22 protein-coding genes, 1 tRNA gene, 1 pseudogene and 1 riboswitch are annotated in these 22,571 nt (G+C 65.6%); of the genes and pseudogenes, 13 read left to right on the forward strand and 11 right to left on the reverse strand.

The window, feature by feature from the left end:
- Positions 1 to 204 precede the first annotated feature (204 nt).
- From ACQCS0_RS03965 to ACQCS0_RS03985, 5 genes are all read right to left on the reverse strand, one after another.
- Positions 205 to 843, reverse strand: a complete 639-nt coding sequence (locus tag ACQCS0_RS03965) for a DUF4232 domain-containing protein (protein WP_354154681.1) — start codon at positions 841 to 843, stop codon at positions 205 to 207.
- Positions 844 to 947: 104 nt separating this feature from the next.
- A complete protein-coding gene (locus tag ACQCS0_RS03970; protein WP_354154680.1) occupies positions 948 to 1,682 on the reverse strand; it encodes a YcnI family protein in 735 nt (244 codons plus the stop codon).
- A gap of 88 nt (positions 1,683 to 1,770) precedes the next feature.
- Positions 1,771 to 2,394, reverse strand: coding sequence for a hypothetical protein (locus ACQCS0_RS03975; RefSeq protein WP_354154679.1), 624 nt, complete (start codon positions 2,392 to 2,394; stop codon positions 1,771 to 1,773).
- A gap of 76 nt (positions 2,395 to 2,470) precedes the next feature.
- Positions 2,471 to 3,742, reverse strand: coding sequence for a hypothetical protein (locus ACQCS0_RS03980; RefSeq protein ID WP_426940036.1), 1,272 nt, complete (start codon positions 3,740 to 3,742; stop codon positions 2,471 to 2,473).
- 148 nt (positions 3,743 to 3,890) lie between these two features.
- Positions 3,891 to 5,012: a nitronate monooxygenase gene (locus ACQCS0_RS03985; RefSeq protein WP_354154677.1), complete on the reverse strand. Its 1,122-nt coding sequence runs from the start codon at positions 5,010 to 5,012 to the stop codon at positions 3,891 to 3,893.
- A 438-nt stretch (positions 5,013 to 5,450) separates the two neighbouring features.
- On the opposite strand from ACQCS0_RS03985, the gene ACQCS0_RS03990 reads away from it, so the two are divergent.
- On the forward strand, positions 5,451 to 5,792 hold the full coding sequence (locus tag ACQCS0_RS03990; protein WP_185262540.1) for a hypothetical protein: 342 nt from the start codon (positions 5,451 to 5,453) through the stop codon (positions 5,790 to 5,792).
- A 106-nt stretch (positions 5,793 to 5,898) separates the two neighbouring features.
- Complete coding sequence (locus ACQCS0_RS03995; protein WP_354154676.1) at positions 5,899 to 6,678, forward strand: type 1 glutamine amidotransferase domain-containing protein; 780 nt, start codon at positions 5,899 to 5,901, stop codon at positions 6,676 to 6,678.
- Between the two features lie 206 nt (positions 6,679 to 6,884).
- On the opposite strand, the gene ACQCS0_RS04000 is transcribed toward ACQCS0_RS03995, so the two are convergent.
- Positions 6,885 to 6,974, reverse strand: a tRNA-Ser gene (locus ACQCS0_RS04000).
- 260 nt (positions 6,975 to 7,234) lie between these two features.
- Here ACQCS0_RS04000 and ACQCS0_RS04005 point away from each other — a divergent pair.
- The 5 genes from ACQCS0_RS04005 to ACQCS0_RS04025 all read left to right on the forward strand — a co-directional run bounded on the left by ACQCS0_RS04005 (position 7,235) and on the right by ACQCS0_RS04025 (position 12,963).
- The gene (locus ACQCS0_RS04005; RefSeq protein ID WP_426940037.1) at positions 7,235 to 8,710 is read left to right on the forward strand and encodes a DUF222 domain-containing protein; all 1,476 of its coding nucleotides are present in this window, start codon (positions 7,235 to 7,237) and stop codon (positions 8,708 to 8,710) included.
- A gap of 306 nt (positions 8,711 to 9,016) precedes the next feature.
- A complete protein-coding gene (locus ACQCS0_RS04010) occupies positions 9,017 to 10,069 on the forward strand; it encodes a zinc-binding alcohol dehydrogenase (protein WP_354154674.1) in 1,053 nt (350 codons plus the stop codon).
- Between the two features lie 10 nt (positions 10,070 to 10,079).
- Positions 10,080 to 10,475, forward strand: coding sequence for a 6-carboxytetrahydropterin synthase (locus tag ACQCS0_RS04015; protein WP_354154673.1), 396 nt, complete (start codon positions 10,080 to 10,082; stop codon positions 10,473 to 10,475).
- A gap of 4 nt (positions 10,476 to 10,479) precedes the next feature.
- On the forward strand, positions 10,480 to 11,694 hold the full coding sequence (locus tag ACQCS0_RS04020) for a glycosyltransferase (RefSeq protein WP_354154672.1): 1,215 nt from the start codon (positions 10,480 to 10,482) through the stop codon (positions 11,692 to 11,694).
- A gap of 3 nt (positions 11,695 to 11,697) precedes the next feature.
- Positions 11,698 to 12,963 carry a DNA glycosylase AlkZ-like family protein gene (locus tag ACQCS0_RS04025; protein ID WP_354224082.1) on the forward strand — a complete coding sequence of 422 codons (1,266 nt, stop codon included), beginning with the start codon at positions 11,698 to 11,700 and terminating at the stop codon, positions 12,961 to 12,963.
- Between the two features lie 6 nt (positions 12,964 to 12,969).
- On the opposite strand, the gene tadA is transcribed toward ACQCS0_RS04025, so the two are convergent.
- The gene (gene tadA / locus ACQCS0_RS04030) at positions 12,970 to 13,476 is read right to left on the reverse strand and encodes a tRNA adenosine(34) deaminase TadA (RefSeq protein WP_354154670.1); all 507 of its coding nucleotides are present in this window, start codon (positions 13,474 to 13,476) and stop codon (positions 12,970 to 12,972) included.
- A gap of 130 nt (positions 13,477 to 13,606) precedes the next feature.
- Here tadA and ACQCS0_RS04035 point away from each other — a divergent pair, with 130 nt between their 5' ends.
- The 4 genes and pseudogenes from ACQCS0_RS04035 to ACQCS0_RS04050 all read left to right on the forward strand — a co-directional run bounded on the left by ACQCS0_RS04035 (position 13,607) and on the right by ACQCS0_RS04050 (position 16,054).
- Positions 13,607 to 14,299 carry a phosphatase PAP2 family protein gene (locus ACQCS0_RS04035; protein WP_354154787.1) on the forward strand — a complete coding sequence of 231 codons (693 nt, stop codon included), beginning with the start codon at positions 13,607 to 13,609 and terminating at the stop codon, positions 14,297 to 14,299.
- A gap of 42 nt (positions 14,300 to 14,341) precedes the next feature.
- Positions 14,342 to 14,977: a uracil phosphoribosyltransferase gene (upp, locus tag ACQCS0_RS04040; protein WP_056342624.1), complete on the forward strand. Its 636-nt coding sequence runs from the start codon at positions 14,342 to 14,344 to the stop codon at positions 14,975 to 14,977.
- Positions 14,978 to 15,036: 59 nt separating this feature from the next.
- A pseudogene (locus tag ACQCS0_RS04045) lies at positions 15,037 to 15,307 on the forward strand (VOC family protein); the annotation flags it as partial.
- A gap of 30 nt (positions 15,308 to 15,337) precedes the next feature.
- Positions 15,338 to 16,054 (forward strand): HAD-IA family hydrolase, encoded by a 717-nt coding sequence (locus ACQCS0_RS04050; protein WP_354154669.1) that lies wholly within the window; start codon positions 15,338 to 15,340, stop codon positions 16,052 to 16,054.
- Between the two features lie 84 nt (positions 16,055 to 16,138).
- Here the strand turns inward: ACQCS0_RS04050 and ACQCS0_RS04055 are convergent, their stop codons facing one another.
- From ACQCS0_RS04055 to ACQCS0_RS04065, 3 genes are all read right to left on the reverse strand, one after another.
- Positions 16,139 to 16,921 carry a hypothetical protein gene (locus tag ACQCS0_RS04055; RefSeq protein WP_354154668.1) on the reverse strand — a complete coding sequence of 261 codons (783 nt, stop codon included), beginning with the start codon at positions 16,919 to 16,921 and terminating at the stop codon, positions 16,139 to 16,141.
- A gap of 5 nt (positions 16,922 to 16,926) precedes the next feature.
- Positions 16,927 to 17,079, reverse strand: a riboswitch (cyclic di-AMP (ydaO/yuaA leader).
- Between the two features lie 100 nt (positions 17,080 to 17,179).
- Entirely contained in the window at positions 17,180 to 18,733 is a 1,554-nt protein-coding gene (locus ACQCS0_RS04060; protein WP_354154667.1) for a HAMP domain-containing sensor histidine kinase, read from the reverse strand.
- A 3-nt stretch (positions 18,734 to 18,736) separates the two neighbouring features.
- Positions 18,737 to 19,477 carry a response regulator transcription factor gene (locus ACQCS0_RS04065; RefSeq protein WP_354154666.1) on the reverse strand — a complete coding sequence of 247 codons (741 nt, stop codon included), beginning with the start codon at positions 19,475 to 19,477 and terminating at the stop codon, positions 18,737 to 18,739.
- 622 nt (positions 19,478 to 20,099) lie between these two features.
- Here ACQCS0_RS04065 and ACQCS0_RS04070 point away from each other — a divergent pair.
- Positions 20,100 to 20,966: a winged helix-turn-helix domain-containing protein gene (locus ACQCS0_RS04070; protein ID WP_354154665.1), complete on the forward strand. Its 867-nt coding sequence runs from the start codon at positions 20,100 to 20,102 to the stop codon at positions 20,964 to 20,966.
- A 93-nt stretch (positions 20,967 to 21,059) separates the two neighbouring features.
- Positions 21,060 to 21,587 carry a histidine phosphatase family protein gene (locus tag ACQCS0_RS04075; RefSeq protein ID WP_354224098.1) on the forward strand — a complete coding sequence of 176 codons (528 nt, stop codon included), beginning with the start codon at positions 21,060 to 21,062 and terminating at the stop codon, positions 21,585 to 21,587.
- Here ACQCS0_RS04075 and ACQCS0_RS04080 read toward each other — a convergent pair.
- Positions 21,555 to 22,508, reverse strand: a complete 954-nt coding sequence (locus ACQCS0_RS04080; RefSeq protein WP_354154662.1) for a LysR family transcriptional regulator — start codon at positions 22,506 to 22,508, stop codon at positions 21,555 to 21,557. The two genes, ACQCS0_RS04075 and ACQCS0_RS04080, sit on opposite strands and share 33 nt — an antisense overlap.
- Positions 22,509 to 22,571: the final 63 nt, after the last annotated feature.

Below are 22,571 nucleotides of genomic sequence, written 5' to 3' on the forward strand. Positions count from 1 at the left end.
CCCGACGCGTGGGACTTTTGGGAGTCGGTCCGCGCCACATGGTGCCCGTCTCCCTCCCAGCAGGAGCCGACGCCCCTCGGCCTCGTAGTCTTGCAGTGAGGTCAACGCAGGCCCCGACCTGCTTCTGCGGAAAACACCGGGCCAGGCTGGACGGGACGTCATAGACACTAGGTGTACTTACCGAGGCCGGCCGGGCCCAGAGCATCAGGCGGGCTGGAAGGCTCCGACGCTCAGGAGGGCGATGTTCGCATTTGTGCACGCGCTGGTGGGCTGCGGCAGGAACAACGACGCCGTATCTTCCGGCGGGTAGATGCGGTAACCGGCCGCGTCCGTCAGCGTGCAGTCGCTGTAATTCGCGGCCTGGGTGTAGCGGAGGACGGCGGTTCCGGTCTGGTCCGGCGCGAGCAGGACGTCCGCTACGGGGGTGGTTTCGTCGCGGGTCGCCGCCGCGCCAATCGGTGCGCCGTCGGCGTTGGCGGTCAGCGAAACCCCCGGGTATCCCTTGAGCAGGCAGGGCGCCGTGCCCGTGTTCGTGAGGTTCAGTTTCATGTAGACGCTGCCCGCCGCGCCCCCGCCGGACGCATCGGTAGCAGCCGACAGGGTGGCCGCCTTGCAGAGCGCGGGACCGGCCGGGGTGGTGGTGGACGACGACGGCGACTGGGACGCGTCCGGAGACGCCGGCGTGGCGGACGGGCTGGCGGAGTTGGTCCCCTGCGTTGTCGTCCCCGGCGTCGCGGTCCCCTGCGTCTGCGGCTGGCTCGGTCCGCAGGCGGTGAGCATCAGCGCCGCCGCCGCGACCGCCGTCGTAATAACAAACCCTTGTGAAATGCGCTGAGACGTCATGGCACCACCTTTGTTGCTGCTGTGACGGGAGTCAACGCTGCCACGGGCCTGCGGGAGGATTTGATGCCCGGATCGTGATCATCCGGGCATCAAATCCGGCGATGTTACGCGGCCGTTTCCTGTCGGCGCTTTGAGCTGCTGCGGGCGAAGGCCACCCCGCCAAGGGCGAGTCCGCCGAGACCGGCAGCAAGCCCCGCCCAGCTGCGGGCGTCCGCACCGCTGTCGGTCACTGCAGATGCCTGCTCGGTGGTGTGCCCCGCTGAAGCAGCGGCCCCGTGGCCTTCCGCGCTGGCCGCCTCGGTGATGGTGATGGACGGTGCCGGCGCCTTCAGGGAATGCGGGTCCTGGCCGTCCTTGGCGATCTCCGACCAGTCAGTCTGCCCGGTTTCGCACGACTGCAGCGTGGGGAAGTAGAGCGTGGAGCCGGCCGCGTCGGGCAGCCTGACCGACAGCACCAGGGCATCGCGCAGCTCGTGCTCCAGCGGAGCCTTGGCCGTGTACACAATCTGGCTGGTCCGCTTGGTGATGGACGTGCCGTCGGCCAGTTTCTTCGGCTCGGCAAGCTGTTCGGTCACCTTTTCCACGGTCCAGTTGGGGTTAACCGTGGGCTGGGCGTCGTTGAGTTCAGCCGGCAGGGTGATGGCCACCTTGGTGGTGCCGGACTCGTCGCAGCCGTGCGGGATGCCGAACGTGAGCAGGGCATAGGAATTGGCATCGGTTTTGTTCGGGGTGACGCCGACGTGGGCCGACGCGCCAGCTGCTCCGGTCAGGATCAGGACGGCTGCGCCGCCCGTGGCTGCTGCGGCGGTGAGGGTACGGCGAAGGAATGAGGTGGTCATGGGGTTGCCTTTCGGACGCACGCCGGTTGGGGGCGTGCGGGAGTACGGGGTGGGGCCCGCGGCCTGCGAAATTGCGGTGCGGGCGGAGTCAGGAAAGTACGACGGCGGAAGGCGGGCCGCGTCGGCTGTGTTGCCTGAGGTTCCGCCAGGGGCGGAGGGGGAGAACCGCTGATGGGCCGGGAACCGCCCGCGGCGTGCCGGCGTCGGGCGTTACTGCTTCGGGGAGCCGGACAAGCGGCCTCAGCCACGCGGCCAGTGCCCACAGCGCGGCCTCGCCCTTGGCAAGCAGGAGGGCGCACGCGCCGGTGGCGAGTGCGTGGGTCAGGAGCATCAGGATGCCCGCTGATCCGGAATCGTGGACGTGTCCGGCGGCCGTGATGACGGGTGCAGCGGCGCCCGCGAGGTGGGCGTTGTGGAGCCCGGAGGCAGCACCGCTCCCAGCCGTGCCCCATGAACTGAAGGCCGTGAAGGCTTCGTGCAGGATGAACTGTCCTGCCCCGAGAACGCTGAGCATGGCTGGAAAATTGAGCCGCAGCCTCGTGGCGGTGGTGGCCGCCAGCACTGTCATGGCGAGCACGGCCAGCAGGATGCCTGGGGCGGGAAGGCCGCCACCGCCGGCCACGTGGGCGCCGGCAGCAAGAGTCAGGACTCCCGTGGAGAGGGACGCGGTGCGAAGGAAACGGAAGGGTGGCCGGGCGTGGTTGGTGCGCACGGATCCTCCTTATTTCGTTGGCCGATGACGGTGTTCAGTCACCTTGTTACGATGCCTCTTCAGCAACGTTCAGATTCTACCGGCCTTTGGGCGGGCCGCCGGTGTGTGACCGGCCGTGCAGCGCGATCACGTTGGACGGTGATTCTGTGGCGTCGGATGGCTCGTCTGCCAACTTCAAGAAACCCATAGCAAGCTCGAGGCACTGGATGGCCACCGGGGGAACGCGGTAATCGGTCGCCGCCTCCACCAATCCCAGTTCGGCGAGCAGGGACAGCTTCTGCTGCGCCTGCAGGGCCGCGAAGGACGCATAGATCTCCTCTAGTGCTGTGTCCTTGAGCTCGGTGTTGTCCTCAAGGTCCATGTCCTGGCGCAAGGCGCCCTCAAGGTCCGGCGACGCCATCCGTTCGAGTTCGGCCACGAGCATGGGTTCATCGGTGGTGCCATAGGTGAGGACGGCCAGCAGTGTCCCGGCAACAGCTTCCTGGTCCCACTCGTCGTCCTCGTCGGTGAGCACTCCGACCAGAAGGACCACCGAAAGCTTCCGGCGGATGTCCAGCCGTTCTTCGATCCTGGTGCTGTTCCAGGCGGTCACTTCGGGGCCTGGAGTGGCTTTCGTGGATCCGAGACTGATCAGGCCTGCCCCCACCAGCGCTGACCAGATCTCGCGGAGTACCGGTACGTCGTGCATGGTTCCGACTTCCAGCAGCGTTTCGGGTTGGCTCCCGGCAGTTTCCAGATCGAAAAGTGGCGCGGCTCCACTCGCGCCGCGCTTTCCACGGGCCTGGACTCCTGCGGCTGCGGCGGCCGGCTCGATGTCCTTCAGACGTAGGGCACCAGTGCTGGTGATTTCCTTGCCGGTTCCGATCCAGTCCAGGAGGGCCGACGCACGCTGGATCAGCGGCATGGCATTGAAGGCAGCCTCCTGGTGGTCGTCGCTGAGGTCAGGTACCTGGATAGCCGGCAGTTGCGGGACTGCCGCGGCGATACCGTTTCCCAACACTGAATGGAGTTCCTCATAGGCGGCGTCCGTGCCGCTCCAACGGCCGGTGCCTTTCAGGAAATGGATGTACGAGTGAAGGGCAAAGTAGATGTCGTCGAAGGCCTCATCCATGTCGTCGGGGTCCAACGACGCCGCAATTGCTCCGGCCGCCTGATCCAGGCTTTCACTGTCGATGGCGGTGGCCGAGCTCGAACCGTTGATGGCGTGCTGGGAGGTGAGGAAGAGTTTGACCAGCTCGAGGCACTCGAAGGCACCGGCAGGATCAGGGTCTTCGGTCGCGTGCCATTGAATGAAGTCAAGAGCCATCGAATCAAGCACCCGGTGGTTCAGGACCAGCTGCAGGGGCATCTTGGGGGCCGAGGGTACGGCCTTGAGGTGCCGCCGGTCCTTGTTTCTACTCTTGGATTTGCCGGTCTTTTTCGTCAAGGATTGCCTCCGGTGTCAACGGGCGCTCGCCCCAGGTTCGCTGCCTGGGATAACCGCGGATGTATCGAGCTTACAAAATTGCGGTGCCGGCGAGCAGTTCGGCGAGGACGTCCGCGGCCGAGTCATGCCGGATCAGCGCTGCGGACTGCCCCGCCCAAAGCGACATGAGGTCCGTGTTCCCTTGGGCGGCTGCCTCCGGCCGGAAGCGGCCGGTGAGCCAGTTTTGGGCGGGGAACGGCGCTATTCTTCGCTCCGGGATTCCAGCCTCCGAGAGCCCAGCCGTTACCATGTTGGCCGCTGAGAGTTCGGCGATGAGGCGGTTGGGGATGCCGCGGGCAAGCCGTCCGCTGAGGGCACTTGTCAGCACCGTTTCCCGCGCGGCGGGGCTGTGGAGGACGGCCCGGTACGCAGGCACGGCCGCGGATTCGCGAGTGGCTAGGAACGCCGAGCCCACCTGGACCGCGTCGGCGCCAAGGGCCATGGCGGCTGCATAACCGCGGCGGTCCGCGATTCCCCCGGCAGCGATGACCGGGATGGTGACGGCATCAGCCACCTGCGGAACCAGTGCAAAAGTTCCGATCAGGGACTCCTCGGCGGGCTTCAGGAACGAAACGCGGTGGCCGCCGGATTCCATGCCACTTGCGACCACGGCATCCACTCCACCGGCTTCCAGGGCAACAGCTTCCGCCACGGTGGTAGCGGTCCCCACCACGACTATGCCTCTCCGGTGCGCCGCCGCGATCAGTTCCGGCGCGGGCACACCGAACACAAAGCTGACGACGGCGGGACCGGCCGCCAGCGTTGCCTCCACCTGCTCTTCATAGTCGGGCAGGTAGCGGTCCGGCATGTGCGGAAGCGGAAGTGCCAGTTCGCCGAAGTACGGCTTCAGGGTTTCCAGGTACCGGTCGAAGGCCGCCTGGGGGAGCAAGGTGGTTTCGTCGCCGGTAGGAATCCAGAGGTTGAGGGCGAACGGCTTCGCCGTTGCCTTCCTCAGCTCAGCCACTGTGTTCCGGATGGCGTCGGCGCCATAACCGTACAGACCGTAGGAACCCAGCCCGCCGCCGTCGCTCACGGCTGCTGTCAGCTCCACGGAAGAGACCCCGCCGAAAGGGCCCAGCACCACCGGAACGTCCGTACCGAACAGATCGGTGATGCGGTTTGGCCGGGCAGAGGTGCGGTGCTCCGGCGTCATACGGCGGCTCCTGAAAGGTCGATGGTTTGGCTTCAGGACCCAGTCTCGCAGGGCTGGGCGCTGCTGCCCACCCTATGGCCGGGGAGTCAGTCTGTTTCCGGGCCCGAGCAGTAGTGGCAGTCGTCGGGGCACGTATCGGTCACGTCTGGCTCCATTGGAGTTCGAGGCAGTCGCTGACCCGGTCGCTGACCTGGAAGAGTCTGCGGCCGCCGAATAGCGCGATTCGTCGTCGAAGTCACGGTTCTTCCTTAATGATCGGGTGCCGGTCAGGCGTGCCGGTCCAATTCATCCAACCCGAAGGGCTCTGGTCAGCTCAATGGAGGATGTGACCAGGATTGCGGCATCCGTTTGTGCAGGCATCCAGTAGGGCCATGTACCGCGACACGGGGCAGGGCTAGACTGCTGGCGTAAGTCGCCAACCACCTCAGGGAGCACACGATGAACTACTCAGGAACTGGCAACGAGAAAGCCACCCCGGCCAGCGAACTCAACAGGACCCATGTGGGTCAGACAGTCAGTTTTGAGCCGGACGAATTCACACTGGTGTTCGGAAAAATCGCGGCCATCGCGCGCAAGGAAGGCAGCGTGACCATCGCTTTGCAGGGCGTTGAAGGAAGCGGCGGCCTGCAGTCCAGTTACAGCCTTCCCGGCAGTCGGCACGTGTATTTGCAGCCGGACATGCTCACCAACACCGAGTCCACCATCAAAGACCTCTTCGGCAAGGTCCAGGAGAACCTGCGCGGCGGGCACAAGGGCGATGACAGGACGGACAAGCTCTAGCGGGGGAACTATCCGTCGGGTACAGCAAATGTCGTTGCCTTCTAAGCCGGGGACGGTCCAAATTGGGCTGAGGCGTAGGGTGGACGTTAGACGGAAGGAGCACTTCATGAAGAAAATCCTCATGGTACTGACCAGCGTTTCCGAGATCGGCGATACCGGAGAGAAGACCGGGTATAACGTGGCCGAGGCTGCACATCCTTGGAAAGTCTTCAAGGATTCCGGTCATTTCGTCGACTTCGCGTCCATCCAGGGCGGCCAGCCCCCGCGCGACGAGGTGGACTCAAAAGATCCCATCCAGGTTGCCTTCACAGAGGACGAGACTACGCGCGCCGGTCTCTACAACACTGCCCGCGTCGACGTCGTTGATCCTGACCAGTACGACGCCATCTTCCTTGTGGGAGGCCATGGCACCATGTGGGACTTCCCGGACAGCGAAGGCTTGCGGAACCTTGTAGCCGGTGTCTACAACGCCGGCGGCGTGGTGGGCGCGGTCTGTCACGGGCCGGCGGGACTGGTGAACGTTGAGTTGGCCAACGGCTTTCGGCTGGTCGAAGGCAGGAAGGTCGCTGCTTTCACCAACGATGAGGAAGTTGCCGCAGGAAAGAACAAGGTCATCCCGTTCTTTTTGGCCGACCGGCTTGAGGAACAGGGTGCCACCCACGTCTCGGCTGGTGTCTTTGAGGAAATGGTAGTGGTTGACGACCGGCTGGTAACGGGTCAGAACCCGGCCTCAGCCGCTGGCGTGGCCAAGGAGATGGAGAAGCTCCTGGCAGAGGTCATCCACCAGGAAAAAGCCGAGGAACAGCACGAGGCGGAGGCGCTGCGCGCCGAAAAAGACGCCGAGAAGAGCGCCAAGAAGGCTGCTGCGGCAGGCGCCGAGCACTAATGCCCGCAGCGCGCTAAACTGGCGGCCGCCAGTCGGCCTATGTGCGCCGGCGACACCTCAGCAAAGCAAGCATCAGACGACGGTCCACGCCTATCGGGTCCGGACAAGACAGAAGTTTGTTACCGCTACGTTACTGTTGGCGTCTGGCGCGCAAAGCAAAAGGCCCTGCTTCCCTTTGTTTACAAGGGAAGCAGGGCCTTTCTCATTGGCGGTGACGGTGGGATTTGAACCCACGTTGGCTTTGACACCAAACAACATTTCGAGTGTTGCACCTTCGGCCGCTCGGACACGTCACCAACCTGAATAGGTTACCGGAGCATACCGCCCATCCACAAAACGGCATGTGTTCAGCCCCTCATGGCGAAGGGACACTTAGCGCAGCTCCATTGCGAAGGGGCAATTGAGTCCCACGCTTCAGCTCGAACGGACAGTCGACGGCCTCCAATGTAGCGCCCTCGACGTGCTGCACGATCAGGGGCCGAGGAAGGCCGCGGAGTTATGCACATAGCCATTGGGCTTCGGCGTTATTGTCGGACCCTCACGGGATGATTTGTGTATGGATAGCAGAGGAGCTGTGGCGGCGGCGGAGGCCCTTTCGGCGTCCTTCGCTGAGCTAGCAGTGGCGCTCCGCGGCGGGACCGTTTCCTCCGGGTCCTGGGATGCTGATCCGTTGCGCCGGGTAGCGGATGGTTTGCTGGACGGGCTGGCCGAGATCTCACGGTTGGACGCGAAAAGTGCTGCCCTGAAGGTCTGGCTGGCTGCCGGTTACAGCGCCGCTGCCGAGGCCCTGGCGGGCCCTGCTGAGTCGCCGCAGGACCATAGCGGGCAGGAGATGGCTGTCGTCGCTGAGGTCGCGTGCGTGCTGGCGGTCAGTGAACGCGCCGCCAGTGCGCTGCTCGCGGAGGCGCGCGCGCTGACCACGGCCCTGCCGCTGACGTTCTCGGCGTTGCAGGCCGGGGTCATTTCGTGGCAGCACGCCCGGATCATGGTCGATGAAACCACTAACCTCGACAGGGCGGCCGCGGCGGCCCTCGAAGCGCATTTCCTGGACCCGGACGTCGCGAATCCGGCCCGTGGCTTCGCCGGTGAGCTCATCCCCGGCCGGTTCCGGCACAAGGCCCGCACCTGGCGGGAACGCCATCATCCGGTCAGCATCGAACAACGCCACCTACGCGGTATCCAGGACCGGCGGGTGGAGTACGCCCCGGACCGTGACGGGATGGCCTGGCTCTCCGCGTACCTGCCCGCCGATCAGGCCGCGGGGATCTGGGACCGGACCACCGCCGCCGCCCGGGCCCTCCAGGGGCCTCATGAGGGCCGGACCCTCAGCCAGCTCCGCGCAGACTCCGTCGCGACCTGGCTCCTGACCAACGCCAGCGCCAGCGCCGGGGCCGGAACCGGTGATGAGGGTAGGGAAAACAGGGGCAGCGCGACCGGTGAAACGAGCCACCAAGAGACCGGGGGCATCGCCGTGAGCGGCGGTGTTCCCTCGCCGCGGGCACAGGTGTTGATAACCGTGCCGGTGTTTGCGCTGTTGGGCCTCACGGATGAACCGGCCATGCTCGACGGATACGGCCCGATCCCGCCGCCCATGGCCCGGCAACTCGTGGCGGAAGGTGCGGAGTCCTTTCACCGGGTCCTGATCGATCCGCGGGACGGTGCTCCGCTGGAGATCGGGCGGACCAGCTACCGGCTCACGAAAGCGCAACGCCAATGGCTACGGCTGCGCGACGGCAAATGCCCGTTTCCCGGCTGCAGCAACCACTCCCTCGACAACGAAGCCGACCACATCCTCCCCTGGGCCCACGGCGGCACCACCGGCATCAGCAATCTCGGTCAGCCCTGCCACAAACACCACCGACTCCGCCACACCACAGGTTGGAAACCCACCACCGCTACCAAGAACGAGCCACCCGGCTGGATCTCACCCAACGGCCGGCGATACGCCAGCGAACACCCCGACTGGGAACCACCACACTGGCCACCACAACAGTCGGGCCAATGGTCCGCGCTGGCGCCCCGTGCAGATTGAGGAGTGCCCGAAGACGAAATTCCGGGCGAACCCGTGGGGGCGATCCCTTTCCCAAACTGGGACTTCTCCCTCACTGCCCGCAGCAACGTCTGACCACCAACCCCAAAGAGAATGCAGCGTTATGGCCGTGGCAGGACTGTAACGCGGGCAGGGTTAGGGCTGGCAAGGCTGAGGCGGGCAGTACAGGGCCGCCTCCCATTAACAGTGCGAACGGACAGTTACGGCCCCGATTTCAAGGGCTTCAAGTGTCATCTCGACCGGAGTGGGTGTCGCGGAGAGCGCCCGCGGACTAGATTCATAAGCAAGATGGCGAACTCAGACAAAGAGGCACAGGCAACCGCGTACTGGACTACGGGGCCGGAACACGGCGAGCTTCGGAACGAGGCTCTGCACGCCCCCGGACCCGGCGAAGCTTTGGTCCGCACGCTGTATTCAGGCATCAGCAAGGGCACGGAAATTGTGGTCCACACCGGCTCCGTTCCACCACGCGTGGCCGAGGAGATGCGCGCGCCGCACCAAGAGGGCACCTTCCCGTCGCCCGTGAAGTTCGGGTATCTTTCGGTGGGCATTGTGGAGGAGGGGCCCGGAAACTGGGCGGGCCAGAAGGTCTTCTGCCTCAATCCACATCAGGACCGCTACGTCATTTCCACAGACGCCCTCACCAGGATTCCCGACGGCGTCCCGGCCCGCCGCGCCGTCCTCACAGGCACCGTGGAAACCGCCGTCAATGCCCTCTGGGAAGCCGGACCGAGGCTGGGGGACCGGATCGCCGTCGTCGGCGCCGGTCTGGTGGGCGGTATGGTGGCCACACTCCTGCGCACGTTCCCGCTGGCACGCCTCCAACTGGTGGACCTTGACCCGGAACGTAGGCACCTGGCGGACAAGCTGGGCGTGGGGTTCGCCCACCCCGATGATGCCAAATCGGACTGCGACATCGTATTCCACTGCTCTGCCTCCCAGGAAGGCCTCGAACGCAGCCTGCAGCTGGCCGGCTATGAGGGGGAGATCATCGAGATGTCCTGGTACGCCAACCGCAAAGTCACGCTGCCGCTGGGAGAGGACTTTCATGCACGCAGGCTCTCCATCCGGGCCAGCCAGGTGGGAGTGGTTGCCCATGCGCGGCGCCACCGCCGGACCACGGCCGAGCGCCTGGAACTGGCTGTTGAGCTCCTCAAAGACCCGGTCTTCGATGCCTTCCTTACCGGCGCCTCTCCGTTCACGGACCTGCCGGCAGTAGTGCAGGATCTCGCCGATGGCAAGCTGGAAGCCCTGTGCCATGTGATCGAATACCCCAACGCTGACAGCCTTGGAGCGTACAACCCCGGGCACGACAGCCCGGCAAAACCGGCCCAAAGATAGGAAGTAGCCAGTGTTCAGCCTGACCGTCCGACGCCACTTTATGATCGCCCACAGCCTCCCGCGGGAGGTATTCGGCCCGGCCCAGGCCCTCCACGGGGCGACGTTCGTGGCGGAGGTGACGTTCCGCCGTCGTGCGCTGAATCCGGACTCGATCGTCCTGGACATCGGGGCTGCGGGCGGCATCATCGAGGACGTGCTGTCCGGCCTCAACTACAAAAACCTGGACGAGCATCCGGACTTCGTGGGCAGGCTTAGCACCACCGAGGCGCTCGCGGAATACATCGCCCAGGCTGTCGCAGCCAAGCTCAGGGATGACGACGACGGCCGCGAGCTCGCGGGGATCGACGTCACCCTGCGCGAAAATCCGGATGCTTGGGCCGCCTACACCCTTGATCTGTCCGCCTGATCCCATGCTGGTCAGGTTCCTGGTCCCCGCCAATATCCGCCACAACTCCGGCGGCAATATCTACAACGCGCGGCTCACCCACGGACTGAGAACGCTGGGCGTTCCTGTGGAGACCCTGACGGTGGAGGGTTGCTGGCCGGAGGCCAGCGCCACGGAACGACGGCGGCTGGGCGGCCTGCTGGGCGCCTGGGACCCAAAGGTGGACGCGCGGCAGGCAAACGTCACTCCGGAAACGGTCACGCTCGTAGACGGACTGGTTGCGTGCGGCGCCCCCGACGAACTGGAGTATGCCGCGGCTGCCGGACAACACACCTGGGTCCTGCAGCACATGCCCTCGCCCAGCCACCCCGACGGCGAAGGGCGCGCGCTCCGGGCGGCTACCGGAGTGATCTGCACGAGTTCGTCCGCCGCCGCCTCGGCGTCGGAAAAGCACCGGCTCCCCGCCAGCCGGGTTGCCCTGCCCGGGACGGACCCCGCACCGGTGGCGCCGGGTTCGGCGCCGCCACACATCGTTGCGGTGGCAGCGCTGCTGCCCAACAAGGACCAGTTGCTGATTGTGGCGGCGCTGGCCAGGCTCCAGGACCTCGCCTGGACAGCGTCCCTGATCGGAACCGACGACGCCGATCCCGCCTATGCGGCACAGGTCCGGGCGGCCATTGCCTCCTCTGGAATGGAGGACAGGGTGCGCGTGACAGGCCAGCTCGCCGGGACCGCACTGGCGGACGAATGGAACCGGACAGACCTGAGCATTCTTGTGTCCCGGGCCGAAGCCTTTGGGCTTGTGGTGACGGAAGCGCTGGCCCACGGCATCCCTGTCATTGTGCGGGAGGGAACCGGCGCCGTGGACGCGTTGGGACTGGCCGCGAGACTTGGCGGCAGGCTCGCGGGAAGACCGGACGGCGAGCGTGGTGGTGAACGTGATGGCGGGATATATGCGGTGCCAGGTGCCGCCGTCGGACTCGCCGGATCCGAAGGCGACGCACCTCGTGGCAATGGACCTGAAGACCACCACGCGGACGTGCTCGGTTCAGTGATCCGGCAGTGGTTGGTGGACGAATGTCTCCGCGCTGCCTGGCGTGCGGCTGCCCTCGCTGCACGGGAACGGCTGCCCGGCTGGGACTCCACGGCCCGGAACGTCCTTGAAATCCTCGGTGGATCTGCTGAAGCAGTGACTGCCGAAGGGAAGCCTATCGCCACGGGGACGGCCGGTGGACAATAAGCCATGACCACGCTCCCAAGCTCCGCCACCGTCTTGATCCCACCGGCGATCCCTCCGGCAGTAAGCCACGATGCCCCGGATCCGCAGGTGCTCACTCCAGAGCTCCTCAGGGCTTGGGCCTGGCACAAGCAGGGCCTCGATGGCACACTGCTGGGCGCGGACGCCGCCGACGTGTATAGCAGGGCCGGCTGGGCCCGTTCCGTCGGCGGAGCCAACCCCTACCTCACGCTCTTTGCCCGCGCCGGCACCAGCCGCGCGCAGGCGGATGCCGACGTCCTGGCGCTGAAAATCCATGAGCTGCCCACCGCCCGCGGCTGCACCTATGTGCTGGGTCGGGATGACTTTGCGTGGGGCCTCCAGATCGGCCGGGACGCCGCCGTGGCGCCGTTCCGTGTGCTGGCAAGAATGGGCGTTGAGCGTGGCGAGATCACGCTCCTGGAGGAGGAAATCCTCCACGCCCTGGCCGAGTCCGGCAGCCCGCTGGACCCCAAACAGCTCAAGGACCTGCTGGGCGCCTCGGTCCGGAACCTCGGCGAGGAGGGCAAAAAGAAAGGCGCCGCCACCACGTTGCCCACGGCCTTGGGCCTCCTCCAAGCGGACGGCCGGATCCGGCGCGTACCCGCCAACGGCCGGCTGGATCAGCAGCGCTACACCTACACACTGTGGGGTCTGGCGCGCACCGCCATGGACGACGACGCCGCCCGCAGCCTCCTGCTGCAGCGCTATCTCGGCTGGACTGGCGGTGCCACGGTCAAGCAGTCGCAATGGTTCACCGGGTTCACCCTGGCCCATACCAAGGCTGCGTTGGCCGCCACCGGGGCGGTGGAAATTCCCACCGCCAAGGGCGAGGTGCTATGGGTGCTGCCCGACGACGTCGGACGGCTTGCGTCGTTCGAGGCGCCGGCCGAGGAACAGATTCAGCTGCTGGCCGGCACTGACTCGTTGGTCCTGCTCCGCAGGAACTCGGGGGATCTGTTTGCCGAGCAGGACAAGGGAAAGCAGGTCCTGGGGTCCACGTTGGCGTTGCAGGCTGATCTGCCGGACCACCCCATCTTCGACCGCGGCCGGATCATCGGACTGTGGCAATACGATCCGGGGGAATCCCGGATCGCCCATTGGCTGTTTGGCGGGGCCACGCCCGCAGTATCCCGGCGCATCGGCGAGGTAGAGGCCTGGATCCGGGAGGAACTGGGCGACTTCCGCTCCTTCAGCCTAGACTCACCAGCCTCGCGCCAAGACAGGATCGACGCCCTTGATGCCGCCGGCTAAGCCGCGTTACTGCTGGCTGCGGTGCGCAGCGAAAAAGTCCCTGAGGACCGTTCCGCACTCCTCTTCCCGGACGCCGCCGTACACCTCAACCCAATGGTTGAGCCGGCGCTCGCGGAGGACATCGAACACGGAGCCCGCCGCTCCGGCCTTCTCGTCCCAGGCTCCGAAAACCACGCGGGGAATCCGGGCCAGCACCACCGCGCCGGCGCACATGGGGCACGGTTCCAGGGTCACCACCAGTGTGCAGTCCGCAAGCCGCCAGCCATCCCCGGTGCCGCCGTCGAGCTTGGACAAGGCACGCAACCTTTCCGCGGCCTGACGGATGGCTACCACCTCGGCGTGGGCGGTGGGGTCTCCCAGTTCCTCCCGCTGGTTCCGTCCGGTACCCAGCACGGCGCCGTCGGGCCCTATCACCACTGCGCCGATGGGCACGTCATCGGTGGCCAGGGCGCGCCGGGCTTCGTCCAGGGCAAGACCCATCCATTCGAGGTGGTTTTTTCCTGCAGCGGCCATGGCTCAATGATAGTTTCGAAGGATATCCATCCTTGACACCCACTGACGCCAGGAGGAATGCGTGGACGGCGATACATTCAGGGGCCGTGTAGGCCAATGGTTCAAGCCGTATGCCGCCTTGTGGCTCACCATGCTGGTGGGTGGTGTGCTGGTGGTCATCCTGGCACTGCTGGGTGCTGAGGTTTACGACAACGTAGTGGACGACGCGGGACTGACGTCGTTGGACCTGCCCGCGCTGGAGCTGTCCCAGAGCCTGCGGAGCCCGGCACTGGATGCCGGGGTAACCGCTTTTACCAACATCGGCGGGGGCATTGGCATGCCCATCCTGGCCAGCATCCTGACCGGCTGGCTGACGTTCCTCAGCCGGACCTGGCGTCCGATCATCCTGGTGGGCGGTGCCGCGGCTGTCTCCACAGTGGCTACCACTGTGGGCAAGCGCTTGGTTGGCCGTACCCGCCCGGACCACTCCGAAGCGGTCCCGCCCTTCGAGACTTCGCCGTCCTTTCCCAGCGGCCACACCCTGAACACGACGGTGGTGATCGGCGTCGTGGTGTACGTCATGTGCCTGCAGTTCGAAATGCTGTCGGCGCGCATCACTGCCATCACCGCCGGGGTGATCTTCATCATCGCCATGGGCCTGAGCAGGGTGTTCCTGGGCCACCACTGGCTCACGGATGTGATGGCCGGCTGGTTCCTGGGCCTTGCCTGGGTTGGCATCGTGATCCTGGCGCACCGGCTCTTCCACGTGCTGCGGAAACGCGAGCACGCGGGCCCGGCGCCGACGTTCGAACACCCAGTCCTGCGGGATGATCCGTCGAGCTGATTCCCGGCCTGAGGCTGCCCGCGTGGGTGATAGTTTTGACGCATGCGCACTCTCGTTGTGGACCACCCGCTGGTCGCCCATAAACTCACCGTCCTGCGGGACAAGAACACTCCGTCGCCGGTCTTCCGGCAGCTGACGGAAGAGTTGGTGACCCTTCTGGCCTACGAAGCCACCCGCGAGGTCCGCACCCAGCCGGTCACCATTGAGACGCCGGTCAGCACCACCGTGGGCACCGCTTTCACCAAGCCCACGCCGCTGGTGGTTCCCATCCTGCGCGCCGGGCTCGGCATGCTCGAGGGCATGACCAAACTGGTCCCCACCGCTGAGGTGGGCTTCCTGGGCATGGCCCGCGACGAGGAAACTTTGGACATCATCACCTACGCGGAGCGGCTCCCGGAAGACCTGACGGACCGGCAGATCTTTGTGCTGGATCCCATGCTTGCCACCGGCGGAACCCTGCGCGAAGCCATCAAGTTCCTGTTCAAGCGCGGCGCCTCAGACGTCACGTGTATCTGCCTCCTGGCCGCGCCGGAAGGCCTGGCCAAGCTCGAAGAGGAGCTCGCCGAGGCGAACGTCACCATCGTCCTGGCGTCCATCGACGAACGGCTCGACGAGAAGTCCTACATTGTTCCGGGGCTCGGCGACGCCGGCGACCGCCTGTACGGCATTGCCGGCTAGTTATGCGCTGCTCCAGAATTTAGGTCTTCCGCTTTCCCGCCGCCGCAGTTAACGTGTGGCCGAGGGAAGGCCTCCGCTTCGTCCAGCTGACCCCGCCGGGTTCCGCCTGCTCCATCTGTCTCGGCGAGGGCCTCAATGACGCCCCTCCAGGCACGGCGCCAAGCCTGCAGATGGTGGTCAGTGACATCCAGGCCGCCCACGACCACCTCAAGGGCAAGGGGGTGGAGGTCAGCGACATTGACGTGCAGGGCTGGGGGGCACTTCGTCTACTTTGCGGATCCCGACGGCAACAAGTGGGCGGTGCAGTACATCCCGGGCCGTGACGCCTAAGCCCGTGGCGTGTGAGGCAAAATAGGCAGCATGAACATCCCCACACCTGCCGCCACACGAACACCTGCCGCCACACGAACACCTGCCGCCACACGAACACTGACCTGTCGTGCCGTCCTTTTCGATATGGACGGCACTTTGGTGGACTCCACGGCAGTGGTAGAAGAGGTATGGGGAGAATTCGCCGCCAAGTATGGTCTGGACATCGCCGAAATCCTGCGCACTTCGCACGGCATCCAGGCCGCGGATACGGTGCGCCGGTTCGCGCCGGCCGGAGCCGACGTTGTGGCGCTCACTGCCGAACTCGGCGCCGTGGAAAGGGTGCGGACTTCCGGTATCGTCGCGTTGCCTGGGGCTGCCGAGCTGCTTCGAAGCCTCCCGGCCGAGGCCGTGGCACTGGTGACCTCAGCGGACAGGACCCTTGCAGACATCCGCATGGACGCCGCGGGACTCGCCATGCCAGCCACGGCCGTGACGGCGGAACTGGTCACACGGGGCAAGCCGCACCCGGAAGGGTACCTGAAGGCAGCCGGGCTGCTGGGCGTGCAGCCGGCGGACGCCCTTGTGTTCGAGGATGCACCCGCCGGAATTGCGGCAGGTGTTGCCGCGGGGATCCGGACTGTGGCCGTGGGCCCCAACACAGGCGCATTGCCGGCAGGAGTGCTCCACATCCCGGACTACGGTGCAGTGACAGTCTCCGTTGAACCGGACGCCGCGGGCCGGCAGATCATTTCTTTCCGGCTTTGACGCCGGCCTTTAACGCCGGCAGATCAGCTTCGTGATCCGCTGGCGCAGCTCAGCGACGCCGGCCGCCGCCGCCGCTCAGCCGGCCTAGTACCAGTTGTGCGACAGGTGGAAGTTCAGGGCGCCGCACGGTGACTGGTAGCGCTCCTGGATGTAGTTCAGGCCCCAGTTGATCTGCGTGCGGTAGTTGGTGAGGTAGTCCCCGCCAGCGCTCGCCATCTTCTCAGCGGGCAACGACTGGACGATGCCGTACGCGCCGCTGCTGGCGTTGGTGGCCGTGGTGGTCCAGTCGGATTCCTTGGTCCACAGCGTCTGCAGGCACTGCATCTGGTCAGCGGACCAGCCGTAGGTCTCCAGTTGACCGGCGGCGTAGGCCTGGGCTCCTGCGGGGTCGTTGACTGCCACAACAGGTGCCGGGACAGGCTCGGGAGCCGGCGCCGGGACGGCCTCGGGAGCCGGCGCCGGGACGGCCTCGGGAGCCGGCGCCGGGACGGCCTCCGGGGCAGGTGCGGGGGCAGGTGCCGGTTCGGCAGCCTGGGGCGCGACGTTGATCTCGGCCGGTGCAGCTCCCGGGGCGGCCGGGGTCTGGATCTGGGCTGCTTCGAAGCTCAGCTTCGACTGGGCGCTGGCTTCTTCGGCGGACTGGTCCGCGCTGGCTGCAAGCGACGCGGATTCGGAAGCGTGTGCTGCGGCGCTGACGCCCACCAGGAGGGCGCACGCCGTCGCAAACACGGCGACGCGCTGGCCCACGGAGGGAATCCGGGCCGCCTTGGACAGTGGGGACATAGCTGCACCGACGCGGGTCTGCTTGCGGCGGCGGTTGGACTGTGGGTCGCCCTGCGGGCGTGTTTCTACCTTGAATTCAGACATGGTGGATCGCCTCTCACACCTGCGGAGTTAGCTGTCGGGTTCGGATGAGGGCATCCGGCCACACGGCACAATCACGTGTTGGCTTAACCCCAAAGGGCACTTGGTGCCCGGGACGGTGGGTCCCCCGCCTCTGCCTCTGAAACGGGAATCCGGGAAGCGGCAGAGCTTGGCGTCATCCGGATATGCGGCCCGAACGGGATCCGCACCTGTTCGACGGTACAGGAGCTGGAAGCTTAAGTCACATTTCGGTAACAGGAATCACGACGACGGTGTGTCGCCTTGCTGTGCTCGCGCTTCAGCTGGTTGCGCCACCGCACCGGCTGGGAGGAGTAAGGCGAACTCTGTCCGCCCGGCCCGCGATGTCACGGCCACGCTACCGCCGTGCGCCGCCATGATGGACTGGACAATGGACAGGCCCAGGCCGCTGGTGCCCTCCGATGCCCCGGAGCCCGAGGCCGGTGCCGTGCCCTTGCGGGCCGCGTCTGCGCGGGCAAACCGGGAGAAAATGTGGTCCACGAACTCCGCAGGGATGCCGCCGCCGTCGTCCGTTACCGTCACCGCTGCGCTGCCATCGGCAGATCTCGTAACGGCGGTGACCACGGTGGTCCCGGGCGGCGTGTGCTTGCGCGCATTCGAGAGCAGGTTGACCAGCACCTGACGCAGTTGGGAAGCATCACCGGTGACGGCGAGCGGTTCGTCAGGCAGTTCAAGGCGCCAGCGGTGGTCCGGGGCTATGACTTTCTCGTCACTGACGGTTTCGATGACAAGCTGTGTGAGGTCCACCTCACTGAGTTTCAGGGGCTGCCCCTCATCGAGCCGGGCCAGCAGGAGCAGGTCCTCCACCAGGGTGGTCATGCGTTCGGACTGGCTCTGGACCCGCGCCAGGGATTTCCGGCCGTCCGGCGTGAAGTCCTCGGTCATCCGCATCAGCTCCGTGTAGCCGCGGATGGCGGTCAGCGGGGTGCGCAGTTCGTGGGACGCGTCCGCAACGAACTGCCGCACCTTGGTCTCGCTCCGCTGCCGCGCCTCGAGTGCGTTGGCGACGTTATCCAGCATCAGATTGAGGGCGTGTCCTACGCTGCCCACTTCGGTTCCGGGGTTGGAGTTCGACGGCGGGACGCGCACCGCGAGTGCCACCTCGCCCGCATCCAGCGGGAGCCGGGCCACCCGGGTTGCAACCTCGGAAAGCTGCTCCAACGGCTTCATGGTGCGCCGGATGAGCACGGTTCCTGCCAGCCCGATCAGCGACAGGCCGCCAAGGGAAACGAACACAAAAGTCCAGACCAGCGACGTCAGCGTGCTCTCCTTGGCAGCGAGCGGAAGTCCCGTGACCAGGATATCGCCGTAGCCGGTGTCCACGGCCACAATCCGGTAATCCCCGTTGGACAGCGAACGGTCCACAGGAAAGCCGGTCCGGGTCAGCGCCAGCAGGGTTTGCTTATCTTCCGGGTCGAGCGCCAGGCGTGCGGTGTCCGAGTTCAGGAAGCCGCCGCTGGGGATCTGGCCGTCCAGAATCCGCGCATTCAGCGTTCCCACGCTCTGCCCGCGGGCGTCGAGCGGGTCTGTCCGGCCGTTGAATCCGCCCAAACCCGGACGGCCAGGACCGTTCGAGAGTTTGGCGGCCTGGCTCAGTTGTTCATCCAGCTGGCCGGTCAGAAAGTTGTCCATGGAAGTGTAACTGAACAGGCCCACAGCGCCGCAGATGGCCACCAGCAGTGCCATGGCCAACAGGATCAGTCGCGTGCGCAGATGCCACGTGTCAGGTTTCAGCCAGCTCCGGGCCGGTGTTGGGGTTGCTCGCGGTGAGGACATGGCCTAGTCCGCCGGCTTGATGACGTATCCGGCGCCGCGAACAGTGTGGATCATGGGCGGATGTACGGCATCCACTTTCTTTCGCAGATATGAGATGTAGAGTTCCACGATGTTGGCCTGGCCGCCGAAGTCGTAATTCCAGACGCGGTCAAGGATCTGGGCCTTGCTGATGACGCGTTTAGGATTCTCCATGAGGTACCGGAGCAGTTCGAACTGGGTGGCCGTGAGCTGGAGGTCATCGCCCGCACGGGTCACGTCGCGGGTGTCGATGTTGAGGACAAGATCGCCCACCACAAGTTCGGCTGTGTCCATCGCCGCAACGCCGGACCGTTGGACCAGGCGGTGCAGCCGCAGCAGGACCTCCTCCATGCTGAACGGCTTGGTCACGTAGTCGTCCCCGCCGGCCGCGAGACCCAGGATCCTGTCCTGGACGGCGTCCTTGGCGGTCAGGAAAAGCGCAGGCACCTCCGGGGCGAAGGTGCGGATCCTGCCCAGCAGCTCAACGCCGTCGAAGCCTGGCAGCATCACGTCCAGTACCAGGACGTCCGGGCGGAACTCCTTGGCGAGCTTCACGGCCTCGGGGCCATCGGCGGCAACGGCAACAGACCAGCCGGCCATGCGCAGCCCCATGCTCATCAGTTCGGAGAGGCTGGGTTCATCGTCAACCACCAGGGCACGGATGGGGGAGCCGTCCGGGTGGGTCAGTCGCGGAAGGTTGTTGGTCATGGAGTGCGAAGTGGCCATGGGACAACTCTCCGATCATTGAGTTAGCCCGCGCCATGGGGTTCCTGTGCGCACGCTGTGAATCCCAGCCTAGCGAGCTGAGTGCTCAGAGATGGGTGCAGATAATGCACGGGCTGGAGCCGTTTCCGCCGGACAGGCGGCAAAAGGCAGTAAGCAATTTCAGGAAGCCATACTGCGGTGAATTTGAAGGACTTAAAACTGCGAATGGACGAATATTGTTCGCAAAAATGGGCTATTTGCACACCTTCGACGGACAACAACCGCTATTTTGTCGTCATATCAGAATGGTGATCCATGACACAAATCCGCATTCTGTCTCACTATGCGGAACAACGCACCCATTGTTACTTGCAAGTTCTCATTGTTACGTTGCACACTTTGAATTGTGAACAAGAACTCAACAGCACCTGCAGCCGCAGAATATTGGTCCAGCACATCCGCTGCTGCCGACATGCGCTGTTGTCGAATGCACGCCTGACCTTCAGACCCCACGGAGTTCCTAGGCATTCGCCCCCAAGCCCAGCGCCCCAAGCCCAGCGTAGGGCGCCCTCCCCAGATCTCATTGCGGGGAAATTCAGCATTCGAGCCGCGATGACGGCCATTCACATTGAGGTAAGCATTCATGTCAGTTGCATCCGGATACGTCCATATCTCCGTCCGTAACGCAGGCAAGGCGGGCCAGGCCTCCGGCCTCCGCCAGGGCTTCGGCGCCCGGCCGGCATTCGTCCCGGCAGCCCCCGGCGCCAGCTTTCCTGCCCCCGGCTACGCACCGCAAGGCTACAATCCAAATTCCTACGGCCAGCTCCGCGCTGTCCAGCCTGCCGAAGCCGCGCCGCTGACCGCGCCCACCCCGCTTATCGCTGGTCCAAACGCCGTGCGGCCGGTCGCCAACGACACCGTTGCCCGTGGATTTGTCCTCTACATGGGCATCGACGAGGAAACCGCAGCGGCTGCCGGCACCTCCATTGCCAAGCTTGCCCAGGAAATCCGCACTTACGCACAGTCACTCGTGACCGGCGCCGAAAGCTACGCCGCCGTTGCCGTGGCCCCGGCCGGCACCACCGGTTCCGCGCTCGACGTCGTCCGGTCCACCTTTGGTGACCCCACCGTGAATGCACAGAAGCGCACCGAGACTGCCCGGCTTCAGCAGCCCCAGGACCCGCGTCCGTCCGGCGTCCTGATCGACCTTGCCCGCCGCGAAGTCCACCTTGACGGCGAGTCCCTGAACCTGACCTTCAAGGAATTCGAACTCCTGAACTACCTGGTGGAAAACGGTACCCGCACGGTTGGCCGCGATGAGCTGCTTGAGGGCCTGTGGCGCAACGCCGAGGAAGTCCCCAACGAGCGCACCATCGACGTCCACATCCGCCGGCTCCGCTCCAAGCTGGGCCGCCTCGCCAACACCGTCCGCACCGTCCGCGGCCAGGGCTACCGCTTCTACGAGCATCCCGAAGTGATTGTCTGGGCCGCTCCGGAATACTCGATCTAGTCCTTACTTCAGTACCGCGAAAAGGCGCCACGACCCCTCTGCGCCTGTTGCTCGACGGCGGCGCCGTGGGTCCTGCGGGTCTAGGCTTGGGGGATGAGCGACCACCACATCAAACGCCTGGTGATCATGCGGCATTCCAAGGCTGACTGGCCCGGAGGCGTGGCGGATCATGAGCGGCCGCTGGAGGAACGGGGCCACCGCGAGGCGCCGCTGGCCGGCAAGTGGCTGGTCAAGCACGGTATCCTCCCGGATTTCATCCTGTGTTCCAGCGCGCTCCGCACCCGCCAGACCTGCACCTGGGTGTGCTCCGAGCTGGGGGACAAGGCCCCGACGCCGAAACTTGAGGACGGCCTCTACGCGGCCTCTGCGCTGCGGATGCTCGCCGTGGTCAACCATGTGCCTGACACTGTGACCACGCTGATGCTCATCTCGCACATGCCTGGCGTCCAGGACCTCGCCATGCACCTGGCCGCACGCGACTCAAACCACGACGCCTACATGGATGCCGCCACACGCTACCCCACCAGCGCGCTCACGGTGCTGGAAACGGAAAAGCCCTGGGCCGAGCTGGACGGGCAGGACGCACGGCTAACCAAGTTTAAAGTCCCGCGAGGCCACTGACCGCAGGGGCCCGGCAGCTCCGGGAGTCGCGGCGACCTCGCGCAGCAGTCCGGCGACGTGCTGGATGCCCGGGCTGGCCGCCATGGTCCGGCGGTACACGATGCCCACCTGCCTGACCTGCATGGGGTTGACCAGGGGCAGGGCGACGACGTCCGCTGGCAGCGCGGGCCGGCCGAGGCGGGGGACCAGCGCAACCACGGCCCCCTGCTCCACCAGGGCGATGTGGGTTGCAAAGTCAGGATCGTAGACCCGGATGTTCGGCACCCGGCCTCGATCAGCGAAGATCCGCAGCAGGGCCTCGTTGCAGATGGCACCGTGCGGTGTGCTGATCCACCGTTCGTCGACGAGGTCGGCCGGTTGCACCTCGCTGCGTCCGGCCAGCGCATGGTCGCGGTGCACCAGGACGTCCGCAACGTCCTCGCCAAGCCAGTCGAGCGCCATGTGCTCCGGTATCACCAGCGGGACAGAGTTCCAGTTGTGGACCACACCCAGATCCGCCTCCCCGTTGGCCACCCGCGCTACCGCTTCCCGCGGGTCCTCCGCCAGCACGCTGATGTCCAGGTCTGCTCCGGATGAAGCCAGCCGTCCCAGCAACGGCCCCACCAGGCCCCGGCAGGCGGTGGAAAAGGACACAACCTTCAGGTGGCCTGTGGGTTTGGTCGGATCCGCCAAGAGGGTGGATTCCAGCTCCTCGAGCTCCGACAGGATGCGCCGGCCGTAGGCTGCCAGGGTGAGCCCGCGCTCGGTCAGCAGCACGCCGCGGCCGCGGCGCTCCAGGACGGGGAACCCGGTCTGCTTCTCCAGCTTTTTGATCTGCTGGGAGACGGCCGAAGGACTGAAGCCCATTACCTCCGAGGCCGCTATGACCGAACCGTGTTGTTCAATCGCAGCCAATGCCCGGAGCGAGCCGATCTCAATCATGAAGCAAACGTACATGATGTGAGGCAAAATTCAACGCTGGTGCTTCATCTGCCCTTCTGCGAG

The organism is Pseudarthrobacter sp. S6, from assembly GCF_050156575.1.
Lineage (GTDB): Bacteria > Actinomycetota > Actinomycetes > Actinomycetales > Micrococcaceae > Arthrobacter.

Coding starts and splice junctions, on each gene's coding strand:
- ACQCS0_RS04025 (WP_354224082.1), top strand. CDS start 11,698: ATGACCACGCTCCCAAGCTCCGCCACCGTCTTGATCCCACCGGCGATC.
- ACQCS0_RS03990 (WP_185262540.1), top strand. CDS start 5,451: ATGAACTACTCAGGAACTGGCAACGAGAAAGCCACCCCGGCCAGCGAA.
- ACQCS0_RS04010 (WP_354154674.1), top strand. CDS start 9,017: ATGGCGAACTCAGACAAAGAGGCACAGGCAACCGCGTACTGGACTACG.
- ACQCS0_RS03995 (WP_354154676.1), top strand. CDS start 5,899: ATGAAGAAAATCCTCATGGTACTGACCAGCGTTTCCGAGATCGGCGAT.
- ACQCS0_RS04050 (WP_354154669.1), top strand. CDS start 15,338: ATGAACATCCCCACACCTGCCGCCACACGAACACCTGCCGCCACACGA.
- upp (WP_056342624.1), top strand. CDS start 14,342: ATGCGCACTCTCGTTGTGGACCACCCGCTGGTCGCCCATAAACTCACC.
- ACQCS0_RS03980 (WP_426940036.1), bottom strand. CDS start 3,742: ATGCCCCTGCAGCTGGTCCTGAACCACCGGGTGCTTGATTCGATGGCT.
- ACQCS0_RS04070 (WP_354154665.1), top strand. CDS start 20,100: ATGTCAGTTGCATCCGGATACGTCCATATCTCCGTCCGTAACGCAGGC.
- ACQCS0_RS04055 (WP_354154668.1), bottom strand. CDS start 16,921: ATGTCTGAATTCAAGGTAGAAACACGCCCGCAGGGCGACCCACAGTCC.
- ACQCS0_RS03985 (WP_354154677.1), bottom strand. CDS start 5,012: ATGACGCCGGAGCACCGCACCTCTGCCCGGCCAAACCGCATCACCGAT.
- ACQCS0_RS04035 (WP_354154787.1), top strand. CDS start 13,607: ATGCTGGTGGGTGGTGTGCTGGTGGTCATCCTGGCACTGCTGGGTGCT.
- ACQCS0_RS04020 (WP_354154672.1), top strand. CDS start 10,480: ATGCTGGTCAGGTTCCTGGTCCCCGCCAATATCCGCCACAACTCCGGC.
- ACQCS0_RS04005 (WP_426940037.1), top strand. CDS start 7,235: ATGGATAGCAGAGGAGCTGTGGCGGCGGCGGAGGCCCTTTCGGCGTCC.
- ACQCS0_RS04065 (WP_354154666.1), bottom strand. CDS start 19,477: ATGGCCACTTCGCACTCCATGACCAACAACCTTCCGCGACTGACCCAC.
- ACQCS0_RS04075 (WP_354224098.1), top strand. CDS start 21,060: ATGAGCGACCACCACATCAAACGCCTGGTGATCATGCGGCATTCCAAG.
- ACQCS0_RS04060 (WP_354154667.1), bottom strand. CDS start 18,733: ATGTCCTCACCGCGAGCAACCCCAACACCGGCCCGGAGCTGGCTGAAA.
- ACQCS0_RS03965 (WP_354154681.1), bottom strand. CDS start 843: ATGACGTCTCAGCGCATTTCACAAGGGTTTGTTATTACGACGGCGGTC.
- ACQCS0_RS04080 (WP_354154662.1), bottom strand. CDS start 22,508: ATGATTGAGATCGGCTCGCTCCGGGCATTGGCTGCGATTGAACAACAC.
- ACQCS0_RS03970 (WP_354154680.1), bottom strand. CDS start 1,682: ATGACCACCTCATTCCTTCGCCGTACCCTCACCGCCGCAGCAGCCACG.
- tadA (WP_354154670.1), bottom strand. CDS start 13,476: ATGGCCGCTGCAGGAAAAAACCACCTCGAATGGATGGGTCTTGCCCTG.